The following is a 20,745-nucleotide window of genomic DNA, read 5'->3' on the forward strand; positions in this document are numbered from 1 at the left end:
GGCCCGGTGACCGCCGAGCAGAACGCCCCCAGCCCCTCCCCCGCCCTGCCGCCGGAGGTCACCGCCCGCTGGCAGGCCCGGTTCCGTGCGCCGCGGATCAGCCTCCCGGACTGGGCCGAGGACGCCCCGCACCGCAACGTGTACGCCTCCGACGTCAGCGGCGTCGTCGAGCAGTACGCCTGGGACCGGGAGACCGACGTCCACCGGCAGGTGACCGACCGGCCCAACGGGACGCTGGCGGCCACGATCAGCCCGGACGGCGAGCGGATCTGGTGGTTCGCCGACACCGATGGCGACGAGTTCGGCGTGTGGCGTGTCCAGCCCTTCGCCGGTGGCGCGGACGAGGTCGCCGTCCCCGAGGTCGGACCGGCCTACCCCGCAGGCCTGGAGATCGGCCGCACCGTGGTCGCGATCGGCCGGTCCACCGACGACGGCAGCGAGCTGTGGATCGCGCCGTCCGGCGGCGCACCCGCGGTCTTCTACACCTCGGTGGACCCGGCGTCGGTCGACGCGCTGTCCCGCGACGACGCGCTGCTCGTCTACTCCCACTCCGAGCACGGCGACCCGCGCTACCCGGCGCTCCGGGTGCTGCGCACCGGCGACCTGTCGGTGGTCGCCGACAAGTGGGACGGCGAGGGCCGCGGCCTGCACGCACTGAGCTTCTCCCCCGTCGCCGGTGACCAACGCCTGCTGGTCGGGCACGAGCGGCGCGGTCGCGAGGAGCTGCTGATCTGGGACGTCGCGACCGACACCGAGACCGAGCTGACCCTGGACCTGCCCGGTGACGTCACCGCCGGCTGGTACCCCGACGGCTCGGCGCTGCTGGTCGGGCACGACCACGCCGCGCGCAGCGAGCTGTACCGCTACGACCTCGGTAGCGGCTCCCTGACCCAGCTGGAGACGCCGACCGGCGTCGTCCGGGGCGCCACCGTGCGCCCCGACGGCACCGTGGAGCTGGCCTGGTCCTCCGCGGCGCTCCCGCCGGTGATCCGCCGGGCCGACGGCCCGGTGGTGCTGGCTGCACCGGGTGAGGCACCCCCGGCCGCGTACCCGGTCGAGGACCGCTGGGTGCCCGGCCCGGGCGGGGACGTGCACGCCCTGCTGGTCCGGCCGGCCGGGGAGGGCCCGTTCGCCACGGCCTTCCTGGTGCACGGTGGGCCCGAGGCGCAGGACGACGACTCCTACCGCGCCCGGCGGGCCGCCTACGTCGACGCCGGCTACGCGGTGGTGCACGTGAACTACCGCGGCTCCACCGGCTACGGCAGCGAGTGGCGGGACGCCCTCACCGGCCGGCCGGGACTGACCGAGCTCGAGGACGTCGCCGCGGTCTACGACGCACTGGTCGCCGAGGGCGTCGTCGACCCCGCCCGGGCGATCCTGACCGGTGGCTCCTGGGGCGGCTTCCTCACCCTGCTCGGACTGGGCACCCAGCCGGAGCGGTGGGCCGCCGGCATCGCCGAGGTGCCGGTCGCGGACTACCTGGCGGCCTACGAGGACGAGATGGAGGGGCTGCGCGCCTACGACCGGGCGCTCTTCGGTGGTTCACCGGAGCAGGTGCGCGACGTGTACGTGCGGTCCTCGCCGATCACCTACGTGGACTCCGTCAGCGCGCCGGTGCTGGTGGTCGCCGGCGCGAACGACCCGCGCTGCCCGATCCGGCAGATCGACAACTACGTCGACGCGCTGGTCGAGAAGGGCAAGCCGCACGAGGTGTACCGCTTCGACGCCGGCCACGGCTCGCTGGTGATCGAGGAGACCATCCGCCAGGTCGAGGTCGCCCTCAGCTTCGCCCTGCGACACGTCACGCCGTAGGAGCCGTCGAGCCGTAGGAGCAACCACCTACGAGTCCGGACCGCGGCACCGCAGCGAAGCTGCTGGTGCTCGCCTGGCGCGGGGCCGGAGGCTCCCGCCGGGCGGGCACCCCGTGCCGCAGTCGCCGCTCGTCGCGGCGGCCGGAGGCTGCCCGACGAGCGGCGACGAAACGGCTCAGCGCACGCCGGGCACGGCTCCTGGCCGCGGTGTCACGCGGAGCGTGACGAAGCAATGAGCTCGGCGATCTGCACGGTGTTGAGGGCGGCGCCCTTGCGCAGGTTGTCGTTGCTGACGAACAGCGCCAGCCCGCGGTCGCCGTCCTGCCGGATCCGGCCGACGTAGCTGGGGTCGGTGCCGGCGGCCTGCAGCGGCGTCGGCACGTCGGCCAGCTGCACGCCAGGTGCGCCGGCCAGCAGCTCGGTCGCCCGGGCCACGGAGAGCTCACGCTCGAACTCGACGTTCAGCGACAGCGAGTGCCCGGTGAACACCGGCACCCGCACGCAGGTGCCGGAGACCCGCAGGTCGGGGATGCCGAGGATCTTGCGGCTCTCGTTGCGGAGCTTCTGCTCCTCGTCGGTCTCGAAGGAGCCGTCGTCGACGACCGAGCCGGCCATCGGCAGCACGTTGAACGCGATCGGCGCGACGTACTTGACCGGCGCGGGGAAGGTGACCGCGGAGCCGTCGTAGGCCAGCGCGTCGGCCTTGTCGACGACCGCCTTCACCTGGCCGTGCAGCTCCTCGACGCCGGCGACACCGCTGCCGGAGACCGCCTGGTAGGTGCTCGCCACGATGCGCACCAGCCCGGCCTCGTCGTGCAACGGCTTGAGCACCGGCATCGCGGCCATCGTGGTGCAGTTCGGGTTGGCGATGATCCGGCCCTCGGCGGCCAGCGCGATGTCCCCGGGGTTGACCTCGCTGCACACCAGCGGGATCGCCGGGTCGCGGCGGAACGCGGAGCTGTTGTCGATCACCGTGACGCCGGCGGCGGCGAACCGGGGGGCCTGGGCCCGCGAGGTCGTGGCACCGGCGGAGAACAGCGCCACGTCCAGCCCGGTCGGGTCGGCGGTGGCGGCGTCCTCGACGACGACCTCCCCGTCTCCCCAGGGCAGGGTGCGACCCGCCGAGCGGGCGGAGGCGAAGAACCGGATGGAGGCCAGCGGGAAGTCGCGCTCGGCCAGGATCGAGCGCATCGCCACGCCGACCTGACCGGTCGCGCCGACGATGCCCAGGTGCAGTGGGCGGCTCATCGTCCGGTCCCTCCGTAGACGACTGCCTCGGCCTGGTCCGAACCGAGGTCGAACGCGTCGTGCACCGCGCGGACGGCGAGGTCGACGTCGGTGTCGCGGCAGACCACGGAGATGCGGATCTCCGAGGTGCTGATCAGCTCCAGGTTCACCCCGGCGTCGGCGAGGGCGCCGAAGAACTTCGCCGAGACGCCCGGGTGGGAGCGCATGCCGGCGCCGACCAGGGAGACCTTGCCGATGTGCTGGTCGAAGCTGACGTCGGTGTAGCCGACGGTGTGCTTGACCCGCTCGAGCGCGGCCAGCGCGGTGGGCCCGTCGCTGACCGGCAGCGTGAAGGAGATGTCGGTCAGCTTGCTGGCCTGGGCCGAGACGTTCTGCACGATCATGTCGATGTTGACCTCGGCGTCGGCGAGCACGCGGAAGATCTGCGCTGCCTCACCCGGGCGGTCCGGCACCCCGGAGACGGTGATCTTGCCCTCGCTCCGGTCGTGCGCGACGCCGGTGATGATCGCCTGTTCCACGGTGAGGTCCTCCATCGAACCGGCCACGATCGTGCCGGGGAGCTGTGAGTAGGAGCTGCGCACGTGCACCGGGATGCCGTACCGGCGGGCGTACTCGACGCAGCGGAGCATGAGCACCTTGGCCCCGGAGGCGGCCAGCTCGAGCATCTCCTCGTAGGTGACGGTCTCCAGCCGCTTGGCGTTCGGCACGATCCGCGGGTCGGCGGTGAAGACGCCGTCGACGTCGGTGTAGATCTCGCAGACGTCGGCGTGCAACGCCGCCGCGACCGCCACCGCGGTGGTGTCCGACCCGCCGCGACCCAGGGTGGTGACGTCCTTGGTGTCCTGGCTGACGCCCTGGAACCCGGCGACGATGACGATCGAGCCGTCGTCGAGGGCGTCGCGCAGGCGCCCGGGGGTGACGTCGATGATCCGGGCCTTGCCGTGGCTGGAGGTGGTGATGACCCCCGCCTGCGACCCGGTGAACGACCGCGCCTCGTAGCCGTGCGTGGAGATGGCGATCGCCAGCAGCGCCATCGAGATCCGCTCGCCGGCGGTGAGCAGCATGTCCAGCTCGCGACCCGGCGGGTTCTCGGTGATCTGGCTGGCCTGGTCCAGCAGCTCGTCGGTCGTGTCGCCCATGGCGGACACCACCACGACGACGTCGTCGCCGTTCTTCTTCGCCTCGACGATCCGCTCGGCGACGCGCTTGACGCGCTCGGCGTTCGCGACGGAGGAGCCTCCGTACTTCTGCACGACCAGGGCCACGGTGCAAGGTTACCGGCGCGCCCAGGCGGGTCCGCGCCTGATCACCGGTTTGCCCCCCGGATGACCAGCAGGTGGGATCGAGGCCGTGACGGACGGAGACCGCTGGCTGCTGTCGGAGAGCGAGCGCGGGAACCCCGACGGCCGGTCCCGGCGGATGCGCCGCCGCGGCGAGTTCTGAGCGGGCCCACCGCCCGTCCGGCCCGCGGCCCCACCGAGCGGGCCCCTGCGCGAAGTCGTGCTCTGCCCACCCCCGGTGGGCAGAGCACGACTGCCGTCGGGGCAACGGTGGCCCGACGATGCTCGTGGTCTGCCCACTCCCGGTGGGCAGACCACGACTGCCGGCGGAGGAGCTCAGCGGGCCGCAGCCCCGTCGGTGGGACGACGTCCCGTCGCCGACCGGTCGGCCGGCGGGGTCAGGCGCGGGTGCCGCGGTGCAGGGCGACGACCCCGCCGGTCAGGTTGCGCCAGGCGACGTCGCCCCAGCCGGACTCCTGCAGCCAGGTCGCCAGCTCCGGCTGCGCCGGCCAGGCCCGGATCGACTCGGCCAGGTAGATGTAGGCCTCCGGGTTGCTGCTCACCGCCCGGGCGATGGAGGGCAGCGCGCGCATCAGGTACTCGGTGTAGACGGTGCGGAACGGCGCCCAGGTGGGCCGGGAGAACTCGCACACCACCAAGCGGCCGCCGGGGCGGGTGACCCGGCGGAACTCGCGCAGCGCCTGCCGCGGGTCGGCGACGTTGCGCAGCCCGAAGGAGATGACCACGCCGTCGACGCTCTCGTCGGCCAGCGGCAGCGCCATCGCGTCCCCAGCCACCTTCGGCACCGGTCGCGACGCCCCGGCGCGCAGCATCCCCTGGGAGAAGTCGCAGGCGATCGCGTGCACGCCCCCCGCCGCGAGCTCGACCGTGGAGACCGCCGTCCCGGCCGCGACGTCGAGCACCGTCGAGCCCGGGCGGGCGTCCAGCGCCTCGCGGGTGGCCCGCCGCCAGCCGCTGTCCAGCCCACCGGAGAGCACCGTGTTGGTCAGGTCGTAGCGCCCGGCGACCCGGTCGAACATCGCCGCGACGTCGGCCGGGCGCTTGTCCAGCCCGGCGCGCACGCCCACCCCGTCAGGTCGTCCACCGGTCGCCACCTCGGGGACGCTACCTGCGCGCCTCCTACCCTGGAGCGGTGAGCCCGGCCGCGACCTCCCCTCCCACCGCGGCCGTCGTCACCACCACCGCCCTGGGCACCCGGCGCACCCCACTGCTCACCCTGGTCCCCTCCGACGGCGCACTGGCCTGGGTCCGCCGCGGCGAGGGGCTGGTCGGCTGGGGGGAAGCCGACCGGCTGGAGGTCTCCGGCCCTGGCGCGCTGGCCACCGCCGCCGCCTGGTGGGCCGAGCGCTGCGCGCGCACCGAGGTGCACGACCCGGTCGGCGTCCCCGGCTCCGGGCCGGTGGTCTTCGCCTCCATCGCCTTCGACCCGGCGGCGTCCACGTCGGTCTTCGTCGTCCCCGAGGTCGTGGTGGGACGACGGGACGGCGCCACCTGGGTCACCGTCACCGGGGACGCCGGCGCCGAGGAGCGCGCGGTCGTGGAGACCTCGCCGGCGGTGACGACGACGTCGATCGGTCAGCTCCGCTACGCCGACGGCTCGCTGGACCCGGCGACCTGGTGCGCCGCCGTGGAGGCCGCGGTCGCCCGGATCGACGCCGGTGCGCTGGACAAGGTCGTGCTCGCCCGCGACCTGCTGGTCACCGCCGACGAGCCGATCGACCCCCGCCGGCTGCTGCTGCGCCTGGCCGAGCGCTTCCCCGAGTGCTGGACCTTCGCCGTCGACGACCTGCTCGGCGCCACTCCGGAGCTGCTGCTGCGCCGCACCGGCGACCAGCTGTCCGCCCGGGTGCTGGCCGGCACCGTCCCGCGCGGCGCCGGCGCGGAGGACGAGCGGCTCGCCGACGCGCTGCAGCACTCGGCGAAGGACCTCGCCGAGCACGGCTACGCCGTCCGTTCCCTGGTGGACGCGCTGCGCCCGTACTGCGACGACATGGACGTGCCGGCCGGCCCGTCGCTGCTCACCCTGCCGAACGTCCGCCACCTGGCCACCGACGTGCGCGGCACCCAGCGGGGGGACGCCGACCTGCTCGAGCTGGTCGAGGCGGTGCACCCGACGGCGGCGGTCTGCGGCACCCCCACGGACGACGCCGCGGCGCTGATCGGCGAGCTGGAGGGGATGGACCGCGGCCGCTACGCCGGCCCGGTCGGCTGGCTGGACGCCCGCGGCGACGGGGAGTTCGGGCTGGCCCTGCGCTGCGCCCAGCTGACCGGGGCGGAGGGCGGCCGGCAGGCCCGGCTGTTCGCCGGGTGCGGGATCGTCTCCGGCTCCGACGCCGCGGCCGAGCTCGCCGAAACCCAGGCGAAGTTCGCCGCCGTGCAGGCCGCACTGGAGGACTGAGCCCCGGATCGGGGCCTGCTCACCCGCCCGGGGGATCGGGCCTCCGGTCCGCTCGCCGCCGTGCCGAGGAGGTACGAAAGGACTCGGGCACCCGGAGGCGCGGCACGTGGACGGTCGGACGGCGGCGTTCTCGGCGCGCGGGCAGGTGGTGGGGCTCGGCGTGCTGAGCCTGGCCGCCGTCCTCGTGCTGGCGGCTGCCCTGGCCGAGGGCACGCCGCTGTCCGCCGTCAGCTTCCTGCTGGTCAGCACCGGAGCAGCCACCGCGGCGTGGGCGGGAGCCCGGCGGGGACCGCGCTCGCCGACCAGTCGGTGGCTCGCCGTGGCCCTGACCCTCAACGCACTCGGTGATCTGCTCTGGCAGCTGACCACCTCCCTGCACGGCAGCCCGCTGGACGTCTCGGTGGCCGACGTCGCCTACATCGCCTCCTACGTCGCGCTGGCCGCCGCACTGCTGAGGCTCGGCCAGGAGAGCGGACCCACCAGCCGCGCCCGCTTCCACTCCGTGCTGGACGGAACGGCGATGCTGATCATCGCCCTGCTGGTGGTCTGGCAGGCCTCGGTGCGGACGACGCTGTTCGACGCATCGATCCCCCTGGAGGCCCGGGTGATCTGGTCGGCCTACCCGATCCTGGACGCCGTGGCCCTGGGGCTGGTCGTCCGCGGGACGGTGCTCTACCGCCGGCTCGGCACCTCCACGCTGCTGCTCGCCCTCGGCTCGGCCGCGTGGCTGGGCTCGGACCTGGGTTGGCTGGTGATCGGGGAGGCGGACACCGCCAGCGGATGGCTGGACGCCGGCTGGCTGATCGGCTCCGTCCTGCTCGCCCTCTCGACCTGGTCGTCCCGCGGACACGCGGCGGTGACCCCCCGCGCACACCACGCTGTCGTGGGCCGCTGGCGGATGACCCTGGCCTTCCTGCCACTGCTGGTGCCCAGCCTCCTCGAGCTCGAGGCGTGGCTGGAGGGGGAGGACATCGACCCGCTGCCGGGACTGCTGGCCACCCTCGCCCTCACCGCGCTGGTCGTGATCCGGGCCCAGCGGCTGCTGACCGAGAGCGCCCGGTCCCGGGCGCTGGTCCGCACCCAGGCCCGCCGGTCGGAGGCGCTCGCGGTCAACTCCTCCGACGGCGTCGTGGTCGTCGACCCGGCCGGGCGGCTGGTGGCCGACTCCCGGTCGATGGCCGAGCTGCTCGGCCAGCCGGGCGTCGCCGGCGACTCGCTGCCGGCGATGCTCGCCACCATCGGCGTCGCCCCCGGCGACGTGCTCGCCGTGCTGGCCCGGGCCCGACAGCAGAAGGGCACGCCCTCGGAGCTGGAGCTGCAGGGCGGCCACCCCGGCGGCGGCACCGTCTGGCTGGGCGGCCGTGCCGTGGACCTGCTCGACGACCCGGACGTCGGCGGCATCGTGGTGAGCGTCTACGACATCACCGCCCGCAAGCTCGCCGAGCAGGAGCTGGCCCACCAGGCGTTCTACGACGCGCTGACCGGGCTGGCCAACCGCTCGCTCTTCCTGGACCACACCGAGCAGGCGCTGCGCCGCGCCGGCCGGTCCGACGCCCCGCCGATCGTGCTGTGCCTGGACCTGGACGGCTTCAAGGACGTCAACGACAGCCTCGGGCACCTGGCCGGCGACGAGCTGCTGCGCACCGTCGGGCGGCGGCTGCTGGCCGCCGTCCGCACCGCGGACACCGTCGCCCGGCTGGGCGGTGACGAGTTCGCCGTCCTGGTCGACGACACCCGCGGCGGGCTGCCCGCGGCCGCCGAGCTCGCCCAGCGGCTGCTGGACGTGATCGGGGAGCCGATCGACCTGGGGGGGCACCGGGTCGCGGTGGCCGCCAGCATCGGCATCGTCGCCGCCGAGGCGTCGGCGACCCCGCTGTCGCTGTTCCGGGACGCCGACATCGCGATGTACCGGGCCAAGGCCACCGGCCGGGCGCAGTGGGTGGTGTTCGACCCGGAGATGCGCGCGGCCGCCCTGGAGCGGATCGAGCTGGAGCGCCAGCTCGCCGGGGCGCTGGAGGCCGGGCAGCTGCGGTTGGTCTACCAACCCGTGGTCGACCTGGCCACCGAGCGGGTCGTCGGGTTCGAGGCGCTGCTGCGCTGGCACCACCCGGTGCTCGGCCCGATCGGACCGGACCGGTTCGTCCCGGTCGCCGAGGACTCCGGGCTGATCGTGCCGATCGGCCGCTGGGTGCTCGCCGAGGCCACCCGCACCGCCGCCCGCTGGCAGCGCGCCCATCCCCGCAGCACGCCGCTGTCGATGGCGGTCAACGTCTCCGCCCGCCAGCTGGCCGGTGGCACGCTGGTCGGGCACGTCGCCGAGGCGCTGTCCGACAGCGGCGTCGCCCCCTCCTCGCTCGTGCTGGAGGTCACCGAGACCGCACTGGTCACCGACCGGTCCGCGGTCGCCGAACGGCTCGCCGAGCTGCGCGCGCTGGGGACCCGCCTGGCGCTGGACGACTTCGGCACCGGCTACTCGTCGCTGAGCTGGCTGCGCCAGTTCGACGTCGACGTGCTCAAGATCGACCGCTCGTTCGTCAGCCTGCTCGACGGCTCCCCGGACGACGCGGCGATCGTGCACGGCCTGGTCCAGCTGGGCCGCACGCTGCGCCTGGAGGTGGTGGCCGAGGGGGTCGAGACCGCCGCCCAGCGCGACCGGCTGCGCGCCGAGCGCTGCGACCTGGCCCAGGGCTACCTGTTCGCCCGGCCGCTGGAGGAGACGGCCGCCGAACTGCTGCTGCTGGACGAGTCGGGCGCGATGCGCCCGGCGGTGCCCGGCGCCCGGGCCTGACCCGGGCGGTCAGCCCCGCCCGGCGCGCAGCACCGACGCCGCGGTGGCGCGCAGCTGCCCGGCCAGCTCGGCCTCGGCCGCGGCGTCGGTGCGGACCACGACGACCCGGGGCCCGCCCGCGCCCAGCGCCGCGACCAGCTGCTCGGGGTCGGTGACCGCGGTGGCCGCCCAGCCCAGTGACCGCGCGACCGCCACCAGGTCCCGCCCGTGCGGCGTGCCGAAGACCCGCCGGTAGCCCGCTGCGTACTGCGGCTGCCCGGGTTCGAGCTGGGCGAAGATGCCGCCGCCGTCGTTGTCCGGGACGACCACGGTGAGGTCCGGCTGCCGCTCCCCCTGGCCGGTGAGCAGCCCGGTCAGGTCGTGCAGGAACGTCAGGTCGCCCATCAGCGCGAACGCCGGTCCACCACCGGCCCCCTGGTGGGCCAGGGCGGCCCCGACGGCGGTGGAGATGGTCCCGTCGATCCCGGCGACGCCGCGGTTGGCCAGCACGGTCAACCCGGGCCGGGGCACCGCCAGCCGGTCGACGTCCCGGACCGGCGTGGAGGACCCCAGGACCAGCAGCGCCCCCGCCGGCAGGGTCGCGACCACGTCCCGGGCCAGCCGCGCCGCGGTCAGCGCACGGCCCGGCCGGTCGTCGAGCAGCGCGTCGACGGCGATGCCCACCCGCTCCGCGGCGGCCGACCACTCGGCCGCCCAGCCTCGCCCGGGGCGCTGGCCGCCCTCGCGCAGCGCGCTGCCGGGGTCCAGGTGCGCGCTGCCGACCAGGGCGCTCCCCCGGCCGGGATCGGCCCAGCGCGGCGCCGGGGCGTAGGTCTCGACGGTCACCTCCGGGTCGGCGAGGAGCGCGGAGACCGGCCGGGACAGCGTCGGGCGCCCCACCACCAGCACCCGGTCGGGCCGGTGCCCGGCCAGCCACTCCTGCGCGCCCAGCAGCAGCGCCGGTCCGCGGAGCGCCCCGGCGGCGCCCCACGCGCCGCTGCTGGGCTCGGCCAGCACCGGCCAGCCGCGCTGGTCGGCGAGGACGGCGGCGGCCCGCCCGACCGCCGAGGGTGCGTCCCCGGCGATCAGCAGCGTCCGCGCTCCCGCCGGGTCGGACCCGGTGAGCGGCGCCCCACGCCACGCCCGGCCGCCGGGCACCGCCGCCGTCCACGGCGCACCGTCCGGGCGGCCGGCGAACGGGCCGCTGGGCAGCGGCGGACGGGCGCCGGGGGTGACGTCGTCGGGCAGCAGCGGCTCGCGCAGCGCCAGGTTCAGGTGCACCGGGCCGGGGTCGCCGGACAGCTCCCCGCGGGCCACCAGCAGCGCCTTGGCCACCAGCGAGCGCCAGTAGCGGTTCTGCGGCACCTCGCGCCCGGCCTCGGGCACCCCGACGTCGGCGGCCCAGCGCACCGCGCGCCCGTAGAGACCGGGCTGCTCGATGGTCTGGTTGGCCCCGGTGGACCGCAGCTCCGGCGGCCGGTCGGCGGTCAGCGCCAGCAGCGGCACCCCGCTGGCGTCGGCCTCCAGCACTGCGGCGTGCAGGTGCGCGGTCGCCGTCCCGGAGGTGGTGAGCACCGGCACCGGCCGCCCGGCGGCCTTGGCCAGCCCCAGCGCCAGGAAGGCCGCCGTCCGCTCGTCGATGCGCACGTGCAGCCGCAGCCGGCCGGCGGTCTCCGCGTCGGCCAGGGCGAGCGCGACCGGCGCGGACCGGGAGCCGGGCGAGACGACCGCGTCGGTGACGCCGCCGCGGACCAGCTCGTCGACGAGCACCCGGGCGAAGGCGGTGGCCGGGTTCACGGCGTCTGCACCGCCGCGAGCCGGTCCCGCCAGCGCCGCTCGGTCGCCGGATCCGCCGCCGTCTCGGCCAGCCGGTCGGGCACCGGGCGGGTCACCGGCAGCGCGCCGTCGACCGGCAGCAGCGGCTCGCTGGCGACGTCGGCGGTGAACAGCGCGACCGTCGCCAGCCCGCAGGCGAACGGCAGCTCCGGCAGCGCCGCCGCCAGGGCGACGCCGGCGGCGATGCCCACCGAGCTCTCCAGCGCGGAGGAGACCACGCACGGCAGGCCGTGCGCCTCGGCCACCTCCAGGGCGGCCCGCACACCGCCCAGCGGCTGCACCTTCAGGACGACGACGTCCGCGGCCTCGGCCAGCGGCACCCGCCGGGGGTCCAGCGCCCGGCGGACCACCTCGTCGGCAGCGATCCGGACGTCGACCCGGCGGCGCAGCGCGGCCAGCTCCTCGACCGTGGGCACCGGCTGCTCGGCGTACTCCAGCCCCACCCGGCGGTCCAGCACCGTGAGCCGGTCGGCGGCGGTGTCGACGTCCCAGGCGGCGTTCGCGTCGACCCGGATCGCGCCGGCGGGGCCCAGCGCGTCGCGGACCGCTTCGACCCGGGCCAGGTCGTCGGCGATGGTCTGCCCGCGTTCGGCGACCTTGACCTTCGCGGTGCGGCAGCCGGAGGCGCGCACGATCTCGTGCGCGCGCTCGGGGCCGACCGCCGGCACCGTCACGTTCACCGGCACCGTGCCGCGCACCGGGTCGGGCCAGCCGAGCACCGCCGCCTCGTGCGCGCTGGCCCACCAGCGCCTGCTCTCGGCCACGTCGTAGTCCCAGAACGGGGAGAACTCGCCCCAGCCGGCCGGGCCGCGGACCAGCACGCCGTCGCGCGCGTCCAGGCCACGGAAGCGGTTGCGCAGCGGCACGCGGTAGACGTGCGCCTCCAGCGCCGTACCGGCGCCGCCGGCTGCCGGAGCGATCACCCGCCCAGCGTAGAGCGCGCCCCGGACGGTCGGGCGCCGCGCAGTACCGTGGCTCCTCGTGCCCCGGCAGCTGACCCTCGTGCCGGCGCCGTCGGCCACCGAGCCCGCCGCGGCGCTGGGCACCGTCTGGCCTGCGCTGCGCGCCGCGCTCCAGGGGGACGCCCCGCTGGCCGTGCTGCCCGCCGACCCCGGCCCGGCCGCCGCCGCCCGGCGGGTGCTGCACCCGGACGAGTCGCTGGAGCCGGGCACCGACCTGGTCGTGGTGACCTCCGGATCGACCGGTGACGGAAAGGGCGTGCTGCTGTCCGCCGCGGCGCTGGAGGCCTCGGCGCGCGCCACCCTGGCCCGGCTGGGTGGCCCGGGGAGCTGGCTGCTGGCGCTGCCGGTGTCCGCCGTCGGCGGGCTGCAGGTGCTGGTGCGCAGCGCACTGACCGGGCGGGAGCCGGCGGTGCTGGGCCGGGGCGAGTCGCTGGCCGCGGCCGCGGCCCGGCTGCCGGCCGGTGACCGCCGGTACACCTCGCTGGTGCCCACCCAGCTGCGCCGGTACCTGGCCGAGGAGCCCGAGGCGCTGGCGTCCTTCGACGCCGTGCTGGTCGGCGGCGCCGCTGCCGACGCCGCCCTGCTGGCCCGGGCGCGTGCCGCCGGCGTGCAGGTGCGCCAGACCTACGGCATGAGCGAGACCGCCGGTGGCTGCGTCTACGACGGACGGCCGCTCGACGGGGTCACCGCGCGCGTCCGGGACGGCGGGATCGAGCTGGCCGGGCCGGTGCTCGCGCACGGCTACCGGCTCGACCCCGCGGCGACCGCGGCGGCCTTCGCCGACGGCTGGTTCCGCACCCGGGACGCCGGCGCCCTCTCCTCCGACGGCGCCCTCACCGTCTCCGGCCGGCTGGACGACGTGGTGATCAGCGGCGGGGTCAACGTCTCCCCCCAGGCGGTGGAGGCGCGGCTGCGCGAGCACCCGTCGGTCGCCGACGCCGTCGTCACCGGGGTGCCCGACCCGGAGTGGGGGCAGCGGGTGGTCGCCGCCGTCGTCGCCGCCCCCGGGGCCGTCCCCCAGCTGGCCGACCTGCGGCCCTGGGTGGCCGAGCGGCTCGGCGCCGCTGCGGCGCCCAAGGACCTGCACCTGATCGACGCCGTCCCGACCCTGCACACCGGCAAGCCCGACCGCCGCGGTGTCGCACGCACGCTGAGAGGAACTGCCTGATGGCGACCCCCGCCCAGTGGCTGGAGGGCGCCCGCCCCCGCACCCTGCCCGCCGCGCTCGCGCCGGTGTTCGTCGGCTCCGGCGTGGCCGCCGCGCTCGACGGGTTCCGGCTCGCCCCCGCGCTGCTGGCGCTGCTCGTCGCGCTCGCCCTGCAGGTCGCGGTCAACTACGCCAACGACCACTCCGACGGCAAGCGCGGCACCGACGCCGACCGGGTGGGCCCGATGCGGCTGGTCGGCTCCGGCGCCGCCAGCGCCCGGCAGGTGCTGGTCGCCGCGATGATCGCCTTCGCCGTCGCCGCGGTGGCCGGCCTGGCGCTGGCCGCGCTGTCGAGCTGGTGGCTGGTCGCGGTCGGCGCGGTGAGCATCCTGGCCGCCTGGACCTACACCGGCGGCCCGATCCCCTACGGCTACCGGGCGCTGGGCGAGGTGTTCGTCTTCGTCTTCTTCGGCCTGGTCGCCGTCGTCGGGACGACGTTCGCCCAGACCAAGTCGCTGGACGGACTGGCGTTCGCGGCGGCGGTGCCGATCGGGCTGTGCTCGGTGGCGCTGCTGGTGGTCAACAACCTGCGCGACGTGCACGGCGACGCCGCCGTCGGCAAGCGCACGCTGGCGGTGCTGCTCGGCGAGGGGCGCACCCGGCTGTTCTTCACCGGGCTGCTCGTCGTCGTCTTCGCCGCGATCCTGCTCATCGGCCTGGCCCGGCCGTGGGCGCTGCTGGCCCTGCTCGCCGTGCCGCTGGCCGTGCCGCCGGTGCGCACCGTGCTCACCGGCGGCCGCGGGCCGGCGCTGATCGGCGCGCTGCAGGGCACCGGCCGGCTCACCCTCGCCGTCGGCGTGCTGCTGGCCGTCGGCCTGGCCCTCAGTTGAGGGGCGCACCCCGCGCGGGGACGGCGCCCGGCTTCGCCCTGCTGCTGCTGGCCGCGGTGCTCGCCGTGGGCACGCTGGCGCTGGCGTGGGGGCCCGCCCTCGGGGACGGCCGCAGCCAGGTCTGCCTCGACCGCGGAGCGCCGTACGCCCCGCCCTACGAGGGCTGGCGCGTCCACGCTGAGGGCTCCGCGCTCCCGCTGGGCGTCACCTGCACGTGGACCGACCCGGTCACCGGCGACGTCGTCCGCCAGGAGCCTGCCTGGACGCCCACGCTGCTCGCCGGCGCGAGCGCCGCAGCGGGCCTGGGCTGGATCGCGGTCGCCGGCGGGCGCCGCCGTCGTGGGGCCCGCTAGACCGAGGCGTCGTCCTCGCCGCGCAGCTGGGCGCGGAGCTGCTGCTTGCGCAGGCTCCGCCCGGCGATCGCCTCGGTGAGCCGGTCGCGGAGCGGGCGCAGCACCAGGTAGGCCACCGGCATGCCCAGCAGCAGCCCGAACAGCAACGCCGGGAAGCCGGGGAGCCCGAGCACCCAGATCAGCGTCACCAGCGCGGCGACGATCGCCAGCCGCGCGAACGTGTAGGCCAGCAGCCAGGGCAGCAGCGGCGGCGGCTCCGCCGGCCCGCCGGTCGGCCCCACCGGGTTCACCGGTGCCTGTGCGTCGTCAGCCACGACGTCCCTCCCACTTCGTCGAGAGCACCACCGTGGTGCGGGTACGGGCCACGCCCCTGATCCGGTTGATCGCGCTGATGGTGTCCTCCAGCGCCGGGATGTCTGCCACCCGCACCTTGAGCACGTAGCCCTCGCTGCCGGCCACCCGCCAGCAGTCCTCCACCGGGGGCAGCGCGGCCAGGGCCTCCTCCAGGCCGACGTCGTCGACCTGGTCGCTCTCGATCACCCCGACCAGCGCGGTGACGCCCAGGCCCACCGCGGCCGGGTCGACCACCGCGCGGTAGCCGGTGATCACCCCGGCGGCCTCCAGCTTGCCCACCCGCTCGTGCACCGAGGGCGCCGACAGCCCCACCTGCCGGGCGAGCTCGGCGTAGCTGGCCCGCCCGTTCGCCCCCAGCAGCGCGATCAGCTGCTCGTCCACCGCGTCGATGACGCCCCTCCGGTCCTGCCGTGGTCGCACCCGGCGCCTGAGGAGCCGCTGTGCCCGGTCTGTGGACCCGCACCCCGGGGCGCGAGATCACCGGGTACCAGTATCGGCGCGGTCGTACATTGGGTGCTGACGAGGGGGGTGGACCGATGGTCTTCCTGGTGATGCTGGTGATCGCTGCCGCGGTGGTCGTGCTCGTGATGCGGGCTGCCGCGGCTCAGGGCGGGGGTTCCGGCGGCTCGGGTGGGATCGGCCGGCCCGGTGCCGGACCACGACCGCCCCGGCCGCCCAGGGCGCAGCGCCCGACCCGGCCGGTGGCGCCCGACGACGACCCCGACTTCCTCCGGGAGCTCGAGCGCCGCACCCGGCGGGACGACGGCAGCCTGAGCTGACCCGACTCCCCCAGCAGACGACGCGAGCCGTCAGCCTCTCCGGAGGCTGACGGCTCGCGTCGTTGGTCGGGTGGTGCGTCAGGCCGCGGCGCGAGAGCCGCCGAACAGCCGGCGCCAGCCGGCCCGCCGCGGGACCGCCCGCTCGTCCGGCGCCTCGGCGCGGTCGCGGTCGCCCGCCCGGTCCAGGTCGCCGGGCCAGCCCAGCCCGGTGCCGTCGGCCGGGTCGCCCGGCCAGCCCAGCCCGCCCTGGCCGGCGGCGTGCCGGGGACCGGACGGCTCCGGCCGCTGCTCCAGCGCAGCCGCGACGAGCGGGTGCACCGACGCGCCCTCGGCCGCCACGTGCCTACCCACAGTGAACTCCACCGGGTTCAGTCATGACCCGAGGATGACATGACCGCAGGCCGACCCGCGAGCCGCCGTCGTTCCCCCCGGCCCGGTTTCACCCGATCGTGACGCTGGGTGACCAGTAGGTCAGCTGACCCCGCCGTAGCTGTGCAGCCCCGTCGACACCATGTTCACGTACAGCAGGTTGAACAGCACCACCGCGAAGCCGACGATGTTGATCCACGCCGCCGGGCGCCCCCGCCACCCCGACGTGGTCCGGGCGTGCAGGTAGGCGGCGTAGACCACCCAGGAGATGAACATCCACGTCTCCTTGGGGTCCCAGCCCCAGAAGCGACCCCAGGCGCTCTCCGCCCAGATCGCCCCGGCGATCAGCGCGAAGGTGTAGATCGGGAAGCCGAAGACGGCGGTGCGGTGCGCGGTGCGGTCGAGCGCCGCCGCCGAGGGGAGCCGGTCCAGCAGCGACGGCGCCGGCGTCTCGCCCGCCGCGGCCCGGGACTCCCGGCGGCTGCGGACCAGGAACAGCACGCTCGCCACGCCGCTGACCAGCAGGACGCCGGACCCCAGCACCGCACTGCTCACGTGCACCGCCAGCCAGCTGGACCGCAGCGCGGCGACCAGCGGGCCGGTCTCCACGTAGAGGAACAGCCCGATCAGCACCAGCGAGACGACGACCGGGCCCAGCACGAAGACGCCGATGTGCCGCAGCACCGGTGCCCGCACGGCGAGCACCGTGTAGGCGACGACCGCCACGAGCACCACCGCGGTGGCGAACTCGTACATGTTGCCCCAGGGCAGCCGGTCGGCCGCCATGCCGCGGGTGACCAGCACCCCGGCGTGGGTCAGCACGCCGGCGACCGTCAGCACCATCGCGATCAGGCCGAGGCGGCGCGCCCGACCGGGCTCGGACACCGTCTCGGCGCGGCCGGCCGGCGCGGCCGGACCGCTGCCCGCGGCGACCAGCTCCCGGTCCTCCGCCCGGGCCGACCGGCCGAAGGCGAGCTCGGCGCAGAACGCCACCACGGCCAGGGAGTACAGCCCCACCGTGACGGAGAACAGGGTGTCGGACAACGCGGCGAGCGTCTCGTCGATCACGACGGCGGGCCCTCTCTGTGGAGCACGCGGACCGGGAGGGTCAGCTGACCCCGCCGTAGCTGTGCAGCCCGGTGGAGACCAGGTTGACGAACAGCAGGTTGAAGATCATGACCACCAGGCCGACGATGTTGATCCACGCGGCGGGCCGGCCGCGCCAGCCGGACGTGGTCCGGGCGTGCAGGTAGGCGGCGTAGACCACCCAGGCGATGAACGCCCAGGTCTCCTTGGGGTCCCAGCCCCAGAACCGGCCCCAGGCGCTCTCCGCCCAGATCGCCCCGGCGATGACCGCGAACGTCCAGATCGGGAAGCCGAAGACGGCGGTGCGGTGCGCGGTGCGGTCCAGCGCCGCCGCCGAGGGGAGCCGGTCCAGCAGCGAGGGCGCCAGGACCTCCCCCGCCGCGGCCCGGGACTCTCGCCGGCTGCGCACCAGGTACAGGATGCTGGCGATCCCGCTGACGAAGAAGATCCCGAAGCCCAGCGTCGCGGTGCTCACGTGCACGGCCAGCCAGCTGGACCGCAGCGCGGCCACCAGCGGGCCGGTCTCCACGTAGAGGAACAGCCCGATCAGCACCAGCGAGACGACGACCGGCGCCATCACGAAGACGCCGATGTGCCGCAGGGCGGGTGCCCGCACCGCCAGCACCGCGTAGGCGACCACCGCCACGAGCACCACCGCGGTGGAGAACTCGTACATGTTGCCCCAGGGCAGCCGGTCGGCGGCCAGCCCGCGGGTGACCAGCACCCCGGCGTGGGTCAGCACGCCGGCGACGGTGAGGCCCATCGCGAGCAGCCCCAGACGCCGGGCCCGGCTCGGCTCGGGCGTGGTGCCCGGCCCCGGTGCGGCGTCGACCGGTGCGGCCGGGGCGTTGCCGGCCGCGACCAGCTCGCGGGCGCGGGCGGGCCGGCCGAAGGCCAGCTCGGCGCAGAACGCCACCACGGCCAGGGAGTACAGGCCGACGGTGATGGAGAAGAGCGTGTCGGACAACGCGGCGAGCGACTCGTCGATCACGACGGCGGTGCCTCTCTCTCGGAGAACGGGGGCTGTGCCGGAGCGGCCGCGGCCAGCGCGCGCCTGACGTCGTCGGCCAGCTCGGTGAACCGGGGACCGGTGTCGGCGCTGCCCCGGGTCAGCGACCCGATCGACAGCACCGTACCGCCGCCGTCGGCACCCGGGCCGACCCGGGCGAAGACCCGCTCACGGCGCACCAGGAGCATGCCCAGCAGGCCCACCAGCACCGCGATCGCCGCGCCGAGCACCCAGACCTGGCCGGGGTCGTGCGACAGCTGGAGCGCGGCGAACTGGCGGTAGCTGCTGAAGGTCACCACGGTGCCGTCGGGCAGCGTCGTCGACTCCCCCACCGCCAGGTTGGCCCGGCCGACCTCGGTGAGCCGGTCCTGGTCGATCAGTCTCTGGTCGAGCGTGTACACCGACTGCGGGAGCCCGGAGTCCAGGCCCAGGTAGCCGGAGTAGACGAAGATCGCGACCTGGGGGTCCAGCGGCCGCGGGTCGACCGAGGTGAGCAGCCGGTCCTGGACTTCCCCGGTCGGAGCGAAGTAGCCCTGGATCGCCAGCTGTTCGTCGATCCCGGCGCCGAGGTCGGGGAGCTTGAGCGCGCCCTCACTGCCCAACGTCGCCTGCTCCGTGGGCAGGAACGGCGCGCAGACGTCGGTGATCGGCTCGGCGCCGGGCACGGCGACCGAGAAGCACGGGCTGTACCCGTGGCCGGTCACGTACACCCGGTCGCCATCGGTCCGCAGCGGGTCGTTGACCCCGATCGTCGTCTGCTGGTCGGCGGCACCGCCGGCCGGACCGTAGGAGATGTCGGCGGTGTAGGAGGCGGCGGTCTGGTCCTCCTCGTAGGTGGCCTGGAAGTCGTCCAGGTCCACGCAGAGGTCGGACATCGAGCCGTTGTCGACCAGCGGGCCGGCGGAGTAGGTGTCGTACTGCTGGAAGCTGTTGCAGAAGCCGGAGCCCTCGGTGACCAGGATGCTGCCCTCGTAGCCCCACAGCTTCCCGCCGGCGAGGCCGAGCAGCAGCGCGAGCAGGGAGAGGTGGAACAGCACGTTGCCGGTCTCTCGCAGGTAGCCCTTCTCCGCCGACAGCTCCGGCCCCGACCTGCCCTCGCGGCGGACCACCCGGTAGCGGCGGACCCGCAGCTCCTCCTCCACCACGTCCAGCGCCGCCGGCCCGGTCAGCGTGGTGGGCAGCGTGGTGGACTCCGGCAGCCGGTGCAGGTGCCGCGGCGCCGACGGGGGTGGGGTGAACAGCGCGCGACCGTGCTCGACCGCCCGGGGCAGCACGCAGCCGATCAGCGAGATGAACAGCAGCAGGTAGATCGCGGCGAACCACGGCGAGCTGAAGACGTCGAACAGGAACAGCCGGTCCAGCCACGGCCCGAGCGTCGGGTGGTCGGCCAAGTACTGGTTGACGTTGGTCTGCGACAGCGACCGCTGCGGCAGCAGCGAGCCGGGGATCGCGGCCAGCGCCAGCAGGAACAGCAGGATCAGCGCGGTGCGCATCGCGGTGAGCTGGCGCCACCAGCGCAGCAGCCGGTTGGCCAGCCGGCGCCCGGCCGAGGGACGGGGCGGCGGGGCGGGGGTGGCGGCCGAGCGCGGCGGGGCGGTGATCGTCACAGCGGCGCGCTCTCGGCCAGGCCGGTGGCGGCCAGCCAGCCCTGCAGCCAGCGCATCATCTCGGTCCACGCGCCGGTGACCAGCAGCAGCCCGACCAGCACCAGGACGGCGCCGCCGAACCGGGTCACCGCGCGGGCGTGGGTCTTCAGGAAGGACATCGCGCCGACCGCCCAGCGGGCGCCGAGCGCGACGAGCACGAACGGCACGCCCAGGCCCAGGCAGTAGGCCAGGCCCAGCAGCGCGCCACGACCGGCGGTCGCCTCCTGGAAGGCGAGGTTCTGCACCGCCGACAGCGTCGGGCCCAGGCAGGGGGTCCAGCCCAGGCCGAAGACGACGCCGAGCAGCGGCGCCCCGGCCAGGCCGGCGGCCGGGCGGGTGTTCAGCCGGGCGGTGCGCTGCAGCACGGGCAGCCAGCCCAGGAAGCCCAGCCCGACGAGGATGGTGACCACGCCCATCACCCGGGTGATGACGTCGTTGTACTCCAGCAGCAGCCGGCCCAGGCTGCCGAAGGCGCTGCTCAGCGCCACGAAGACGACGGTGAAGCCGAGCACGAACAGGACGGCGCCGAGCACCATCCGGCGGCGGGGCGCGCGCTCGGTGGTCTCCGGCCGCACCACCGTGGCCACGCTGCCGTCCACCGCAGGCGCCGGGGCGGGGGTCGTCGCCCGAGCGCCGGTGCCGACCAGCCCGGTGACGTAGGAGAGGTAGCCGGGCACGAGCGGCAGCACGCACGGCGAGGCGAAGCTGATCAGCCCGGCCAGCGCGGACACCAGCGCCGCCACCAGCAGCGGGCCGTCGACGACCAGCTCCTTGACCGCGTCGACCACC

The 20,745-nt window shown here is 75.6% G+C and carries 19 protein-coding genes; 7 read left to right on the top strand and 12 right to left on the bottom strand.

Annotation, left to right across the window (positions count from 1 at the left end; all coding sequences use genetic code 11):
- Positions 1 to 6: 6 nt before the first annotated feature.
- Entirely contained in the window at positions 7 to 1,812 is a 1,806-nt protein-coding gene (locus tag ACI795_RS02445) for a prolyl oligopeptidase family serine peptidase (protein WP_457073587.1), read from the top strand.
- A gap of 209 nt (positions 1,813 to 2,021) precedes the next feature.
- On the opposite strand, the gene ACI795_RS02450 is transcribed toward ACI795_RS02445, so the two are convergent.
- From ACI795_RS02450 to ACI795_RS02460, 3 genes are all read right to left on the bottom strand, one after another.
- A complete protein-coding gene (locus ACI795_RS02450; protein ID WP_457073588.1) occupies positions 2,022 to 3,059 on the bottom strand; it encodes an aspartate-semialdehyde dehydrogenase in 1,038 nt (345 codons plus the stop codon).
- Positions 3,056 to 4,324 carry an aspartate kinase gene (locus ACI795_RS02455; RefSeq protein WP_457073590.1) on the bottom strand — a complete coding sequence of 423 codons (1,269 nt, stop codon included), beginning with the start codon at positions 4,322 to 4,324 and terminating at the stop codon, positions 3,056 to 3,058. Before ACI795_RS02455 ends, ACI795_RS02450 begins: the two co-directional genes overlap by 4 nt.
- 413 nt (positions 4,325 to 4,737) lie before the next feature.
- Positions 4,738 to 5,454, bottom strand: a complete 717-nt coding sequence (locus tag ACI795_RS02460) for a demethylmenaquinone methyltransferase (protein ID WP_457073591.1) — start codon at positions 5,452 to 5,454, stop codon at positions 4,738 to 4,740.
- A 38-nt stretch (positions 5,455 to 5,492) separates the two neighbouring features.
- Between ACI795_RS02460 and ACI795_RS02465 the strand changes: the two genes are divergently transcribed.
- Together ACI795_RS02465 and ACI795_RS02470 are read left to right on the top strand one after the other, a co-directional pair.
- Positions 5,493 to 6,758, top strand: coding sequence for an isochorismate synthase (locus tag ACI795_RS02465; RefSeq protein ID WP_457073592.1), 1,266 nt, complete (start codon positions 5,493 to 5,495; stop codon positions 6,756 to 6,758).
- A 106-nt stretch (positions 6,759 to 6,864) separates the two neighbouring features.
- Positions 6,865 to 9,546: a putative bifunctional diguanylate cyclase/phosphodiesterase gene (locus ACI795_RS02470; protein WP_457073594.1), complete on the top strand. Its 2,682-nt coding sequence runs from the start codon at positions 6,865 to 6,867 to the stop codon at positions 9,544 to 9,546.
- 9 nt (positions 9,547 to 9,555) lie between these two features.
- On the opposite strand, the gene menD is transcribed toward ACI795_RS02470, so the two are convergent.
- Both menD and ACI795_RS02480 read right to left on the bottom strand, forming a co-directional pair.
- On the bottom strand, positions 9,556 to 11,322 hold the full coding sequence (gene menD / locus ACI795_RS02475) for a 2-succinyl-5-enolpyruvyl-6-hydroxy-3-cyclohexene-1-carboxylic-acid synthase (RefSeq protein WP_457073595.1): 1,767 nt from the start codon (positions 11,320 to 11,322) through the stop codon (positions 9,556 to 9,558).
- Positions 11,319 to 12,284, bottom strand: coding sequence for an o-succinylbenzoate synthase (locus ACI795_RS02480; RefSeq protein WP_457073596.1), 966 nt, complete (start codon positions 12,282 to 12,284; stop codon positions 11,319 to 11,321). The genes menD and ACI795_RS02480 overlap by 4 nt, the downstream gene beginning before the upstream one ends.
- Positions 12,285 to 12,342: 58 nt before the next feature.
- Here ACI795_RS02480 and menE point away from each other — a divergent pair, with 58 nt between their 5' ends.
- Genes menE through ACI795_RS02495 form a run of 3 tightly spaced genes read left to right on the top strand, consistent with a single transcriptional unit; the run spans position 12,343 to position 14,713 of the window.
- Positions 12,343 to 13,491: an o-succinylbenzoate--CoA ligase gene (gene menE, locus ACI795_RS02485; protein ID WP_457073598.1), complete on the top strand. Its 1,149-nt coding sequence runs from the start codon at positions 12,343 to 12,345 to the stop codon at positions 13,489 to 13,491.
- Entirely contained in the window at positions 13,491 to 14,360 is an 870-nt protein-coding gene (locus tag ACI795_RS02490) for a 1,4-dihydroxy-2-naphthoate polyprenyltransferase (protein ID WP_457073599.1), read from the top strand. The genes menE and ACI795_RS02490 overlap by 1 nt, the downstream gene beginning before the upstream one ends.
- Positions 14,357 to 14,713, top strand: coding sequence for a hypothetical protein (locus ACI795_RS02495; protein ID WP_457073600.1), 357 nt, complete (start codon positions 14,357 to 14,359; stop codon positions 14,711 to 14,713). Before ACI795_RS02490 ends, ACI795_RS02495 begins: the two co-directional genes overlap by 4 nt.
- Here ACI795_RS02495 and ACI795_RS02500 read toward each other — a convergent pair.
- Positions 14,710 to 15,027 carry a DUF4229 domain-containing protein gene (locus ACI795_RS02500; protein WP_457073601.1) on the bottom strand — a complete coding sequence of 106 codons (318 nt, stop codon included), beginning with the start codon at positions 15,025 to 15,027 and terminating at the stop codon, positions 14,710 to 14,712. The genes ACI795_RS02495 and ACI795_RS02500 overlap by 4 nt on opposite strands.
- The gene (locus ACI795_RS02505) at positions 15,020 to 15,448 is read right to left on the bottom strand and encodes an Lrp/AsnC family transcriptional regulator (RefSeq protein ID WP_457073603.1); all 429 of its coding nucleotides are present in this window, start codon (positions 15,446 to 15,448) and stop codon (positions 15,020 to 15,022) included. The genes ACI795_RS02500 and ACI795_RS02505 overlap by 8 nt, the downstream gene beginning before the upstream one ends.
- 155 nt (positions 15,449 to 15,603) lie before the next feature.
- Between ACI795_RS02505 and ACI795_RS02510 the strand changes: the two genes are divergently transcribed.
- Positions 15,604 to 15,846, top strand: a complete 243-nt coding sequence (locus ACI795_RS02510; RefSeq protein ID WP_457073604.1) for a hypothetical protein — start codon at positions 15,604 to 15,606, stop codon at positions 15,844 to 15,846.
- A gap of 78 nt (positions 15,847 to 15,924) precedes the next feature.
- Here ACI795_RS02510 and ACI795_RS02515 read toward each other — a convergent pair whose 3' ends face one another.
- The 5 genes from ACI795_RS02515 to ACI795_RS02535 form a co-directional block, all read right to left on the bottom strand.
- Complete coding sequence (locus tag ACI795_RS02515; protein ID WP_457073605.1) at positions 15,925 to 16,197, bottom strand: hypothetical protein; 273 nt, start codon at positions 16,195 to 16,197, stop codon at positions 15,925 to 15,927.
- A 120-nt stretch (positions 16,198 to 16,317) separates the two neighbouring features.
- Positions 16,318 to 17,283 carry a c-type cytochrome biogenesis protein CcsB gene (ccsB, locus tag ACI795_RS02520; RefSeq protein ID WP_457073606.1) on the bottom strand — a complete coding sequence of 322 codons (966 nt, stop codon included), beginning with the start codon at positions 17,281 to 17,283 and terminating at the stop codon, positions 16,318 to 16,320.
- A 40-nt stretch (positions 17,284 to 17,323) separates the two neighbouring features.
- Positions 17,324 to 18,292, bottom strand: coding sequence for a c-type cytochrome biogenesis protein CcsB (gene ccsB / locus ACI795_RS02525; RefSeq protein ID WP_457073608.1), 969 nt, complete (start codon positions 18,290 to 18,292; stop codon positions 17,324 to 17,326).
- Positions 18,289 to 19,917 (bottom strand): cytochrome c biogenesis protein ResB, encoded by a 1,629-nt coding sequence (resB, locus tag ACI795_RS02530; RefSeq protein WP_457073609.1) that lies wholly within the window; start codon positions 19,915 to 19,917, stop codon positions 18,289 to 18,291. The genes ccsB (ACI795_RS02525) and resB overlap by 4 nt, the downstream gene beginning before the upstream one ends.
- Positions 19,914 to 20,744 carry a cytochrome c biogenesis CcdA family protein gene (locus tag ACI795_RS02535; protein ID WP_457073611.1) on the bottom strand — a complete coding sequence of 277 codons (831 nt, stop codon included), beginning with the start codon at positions 20,742 to 20,744 and terminating at the stop codon, positions 19,914 to 19,916. The genes resB and ACI795_RS02535 overlap by 4 nt, the downstream gene beginning before the upstream one ends.
- Position 20,745 lies beyond the last annotated feature (1 nt).

The sequence above is a fragment of the Modestobacter sp. SYSU DS0290 genome, from assembly GCF_054050955.1.

Excerpts from the sequence above, each read along its gene's own strand:
- ACI795_RS02490 (WP_457073599.1), top strand. The coding sequence starts at position 13,491 with ATGGCGACCCCCGCCCAGTGGCTGGAGGGCGCCCGCCCCCGCACCCTG.
- ACI795_RS02510 (WP_457073604.1), top strand. The coding sequence starts at position 15,604 with ATGGTCTTCCTGGTGATGCTGGTGATCGCTGCCGCGGTGGTCGTGCTC.
- ACI795_RS02450 (WP_457073588.1), bottom strand. The coding sequence starts at position 3,059 with ATGAGCCGCCCACTGCACCTGGGCATCGTCGGCGCGACCGGTCAGGTC.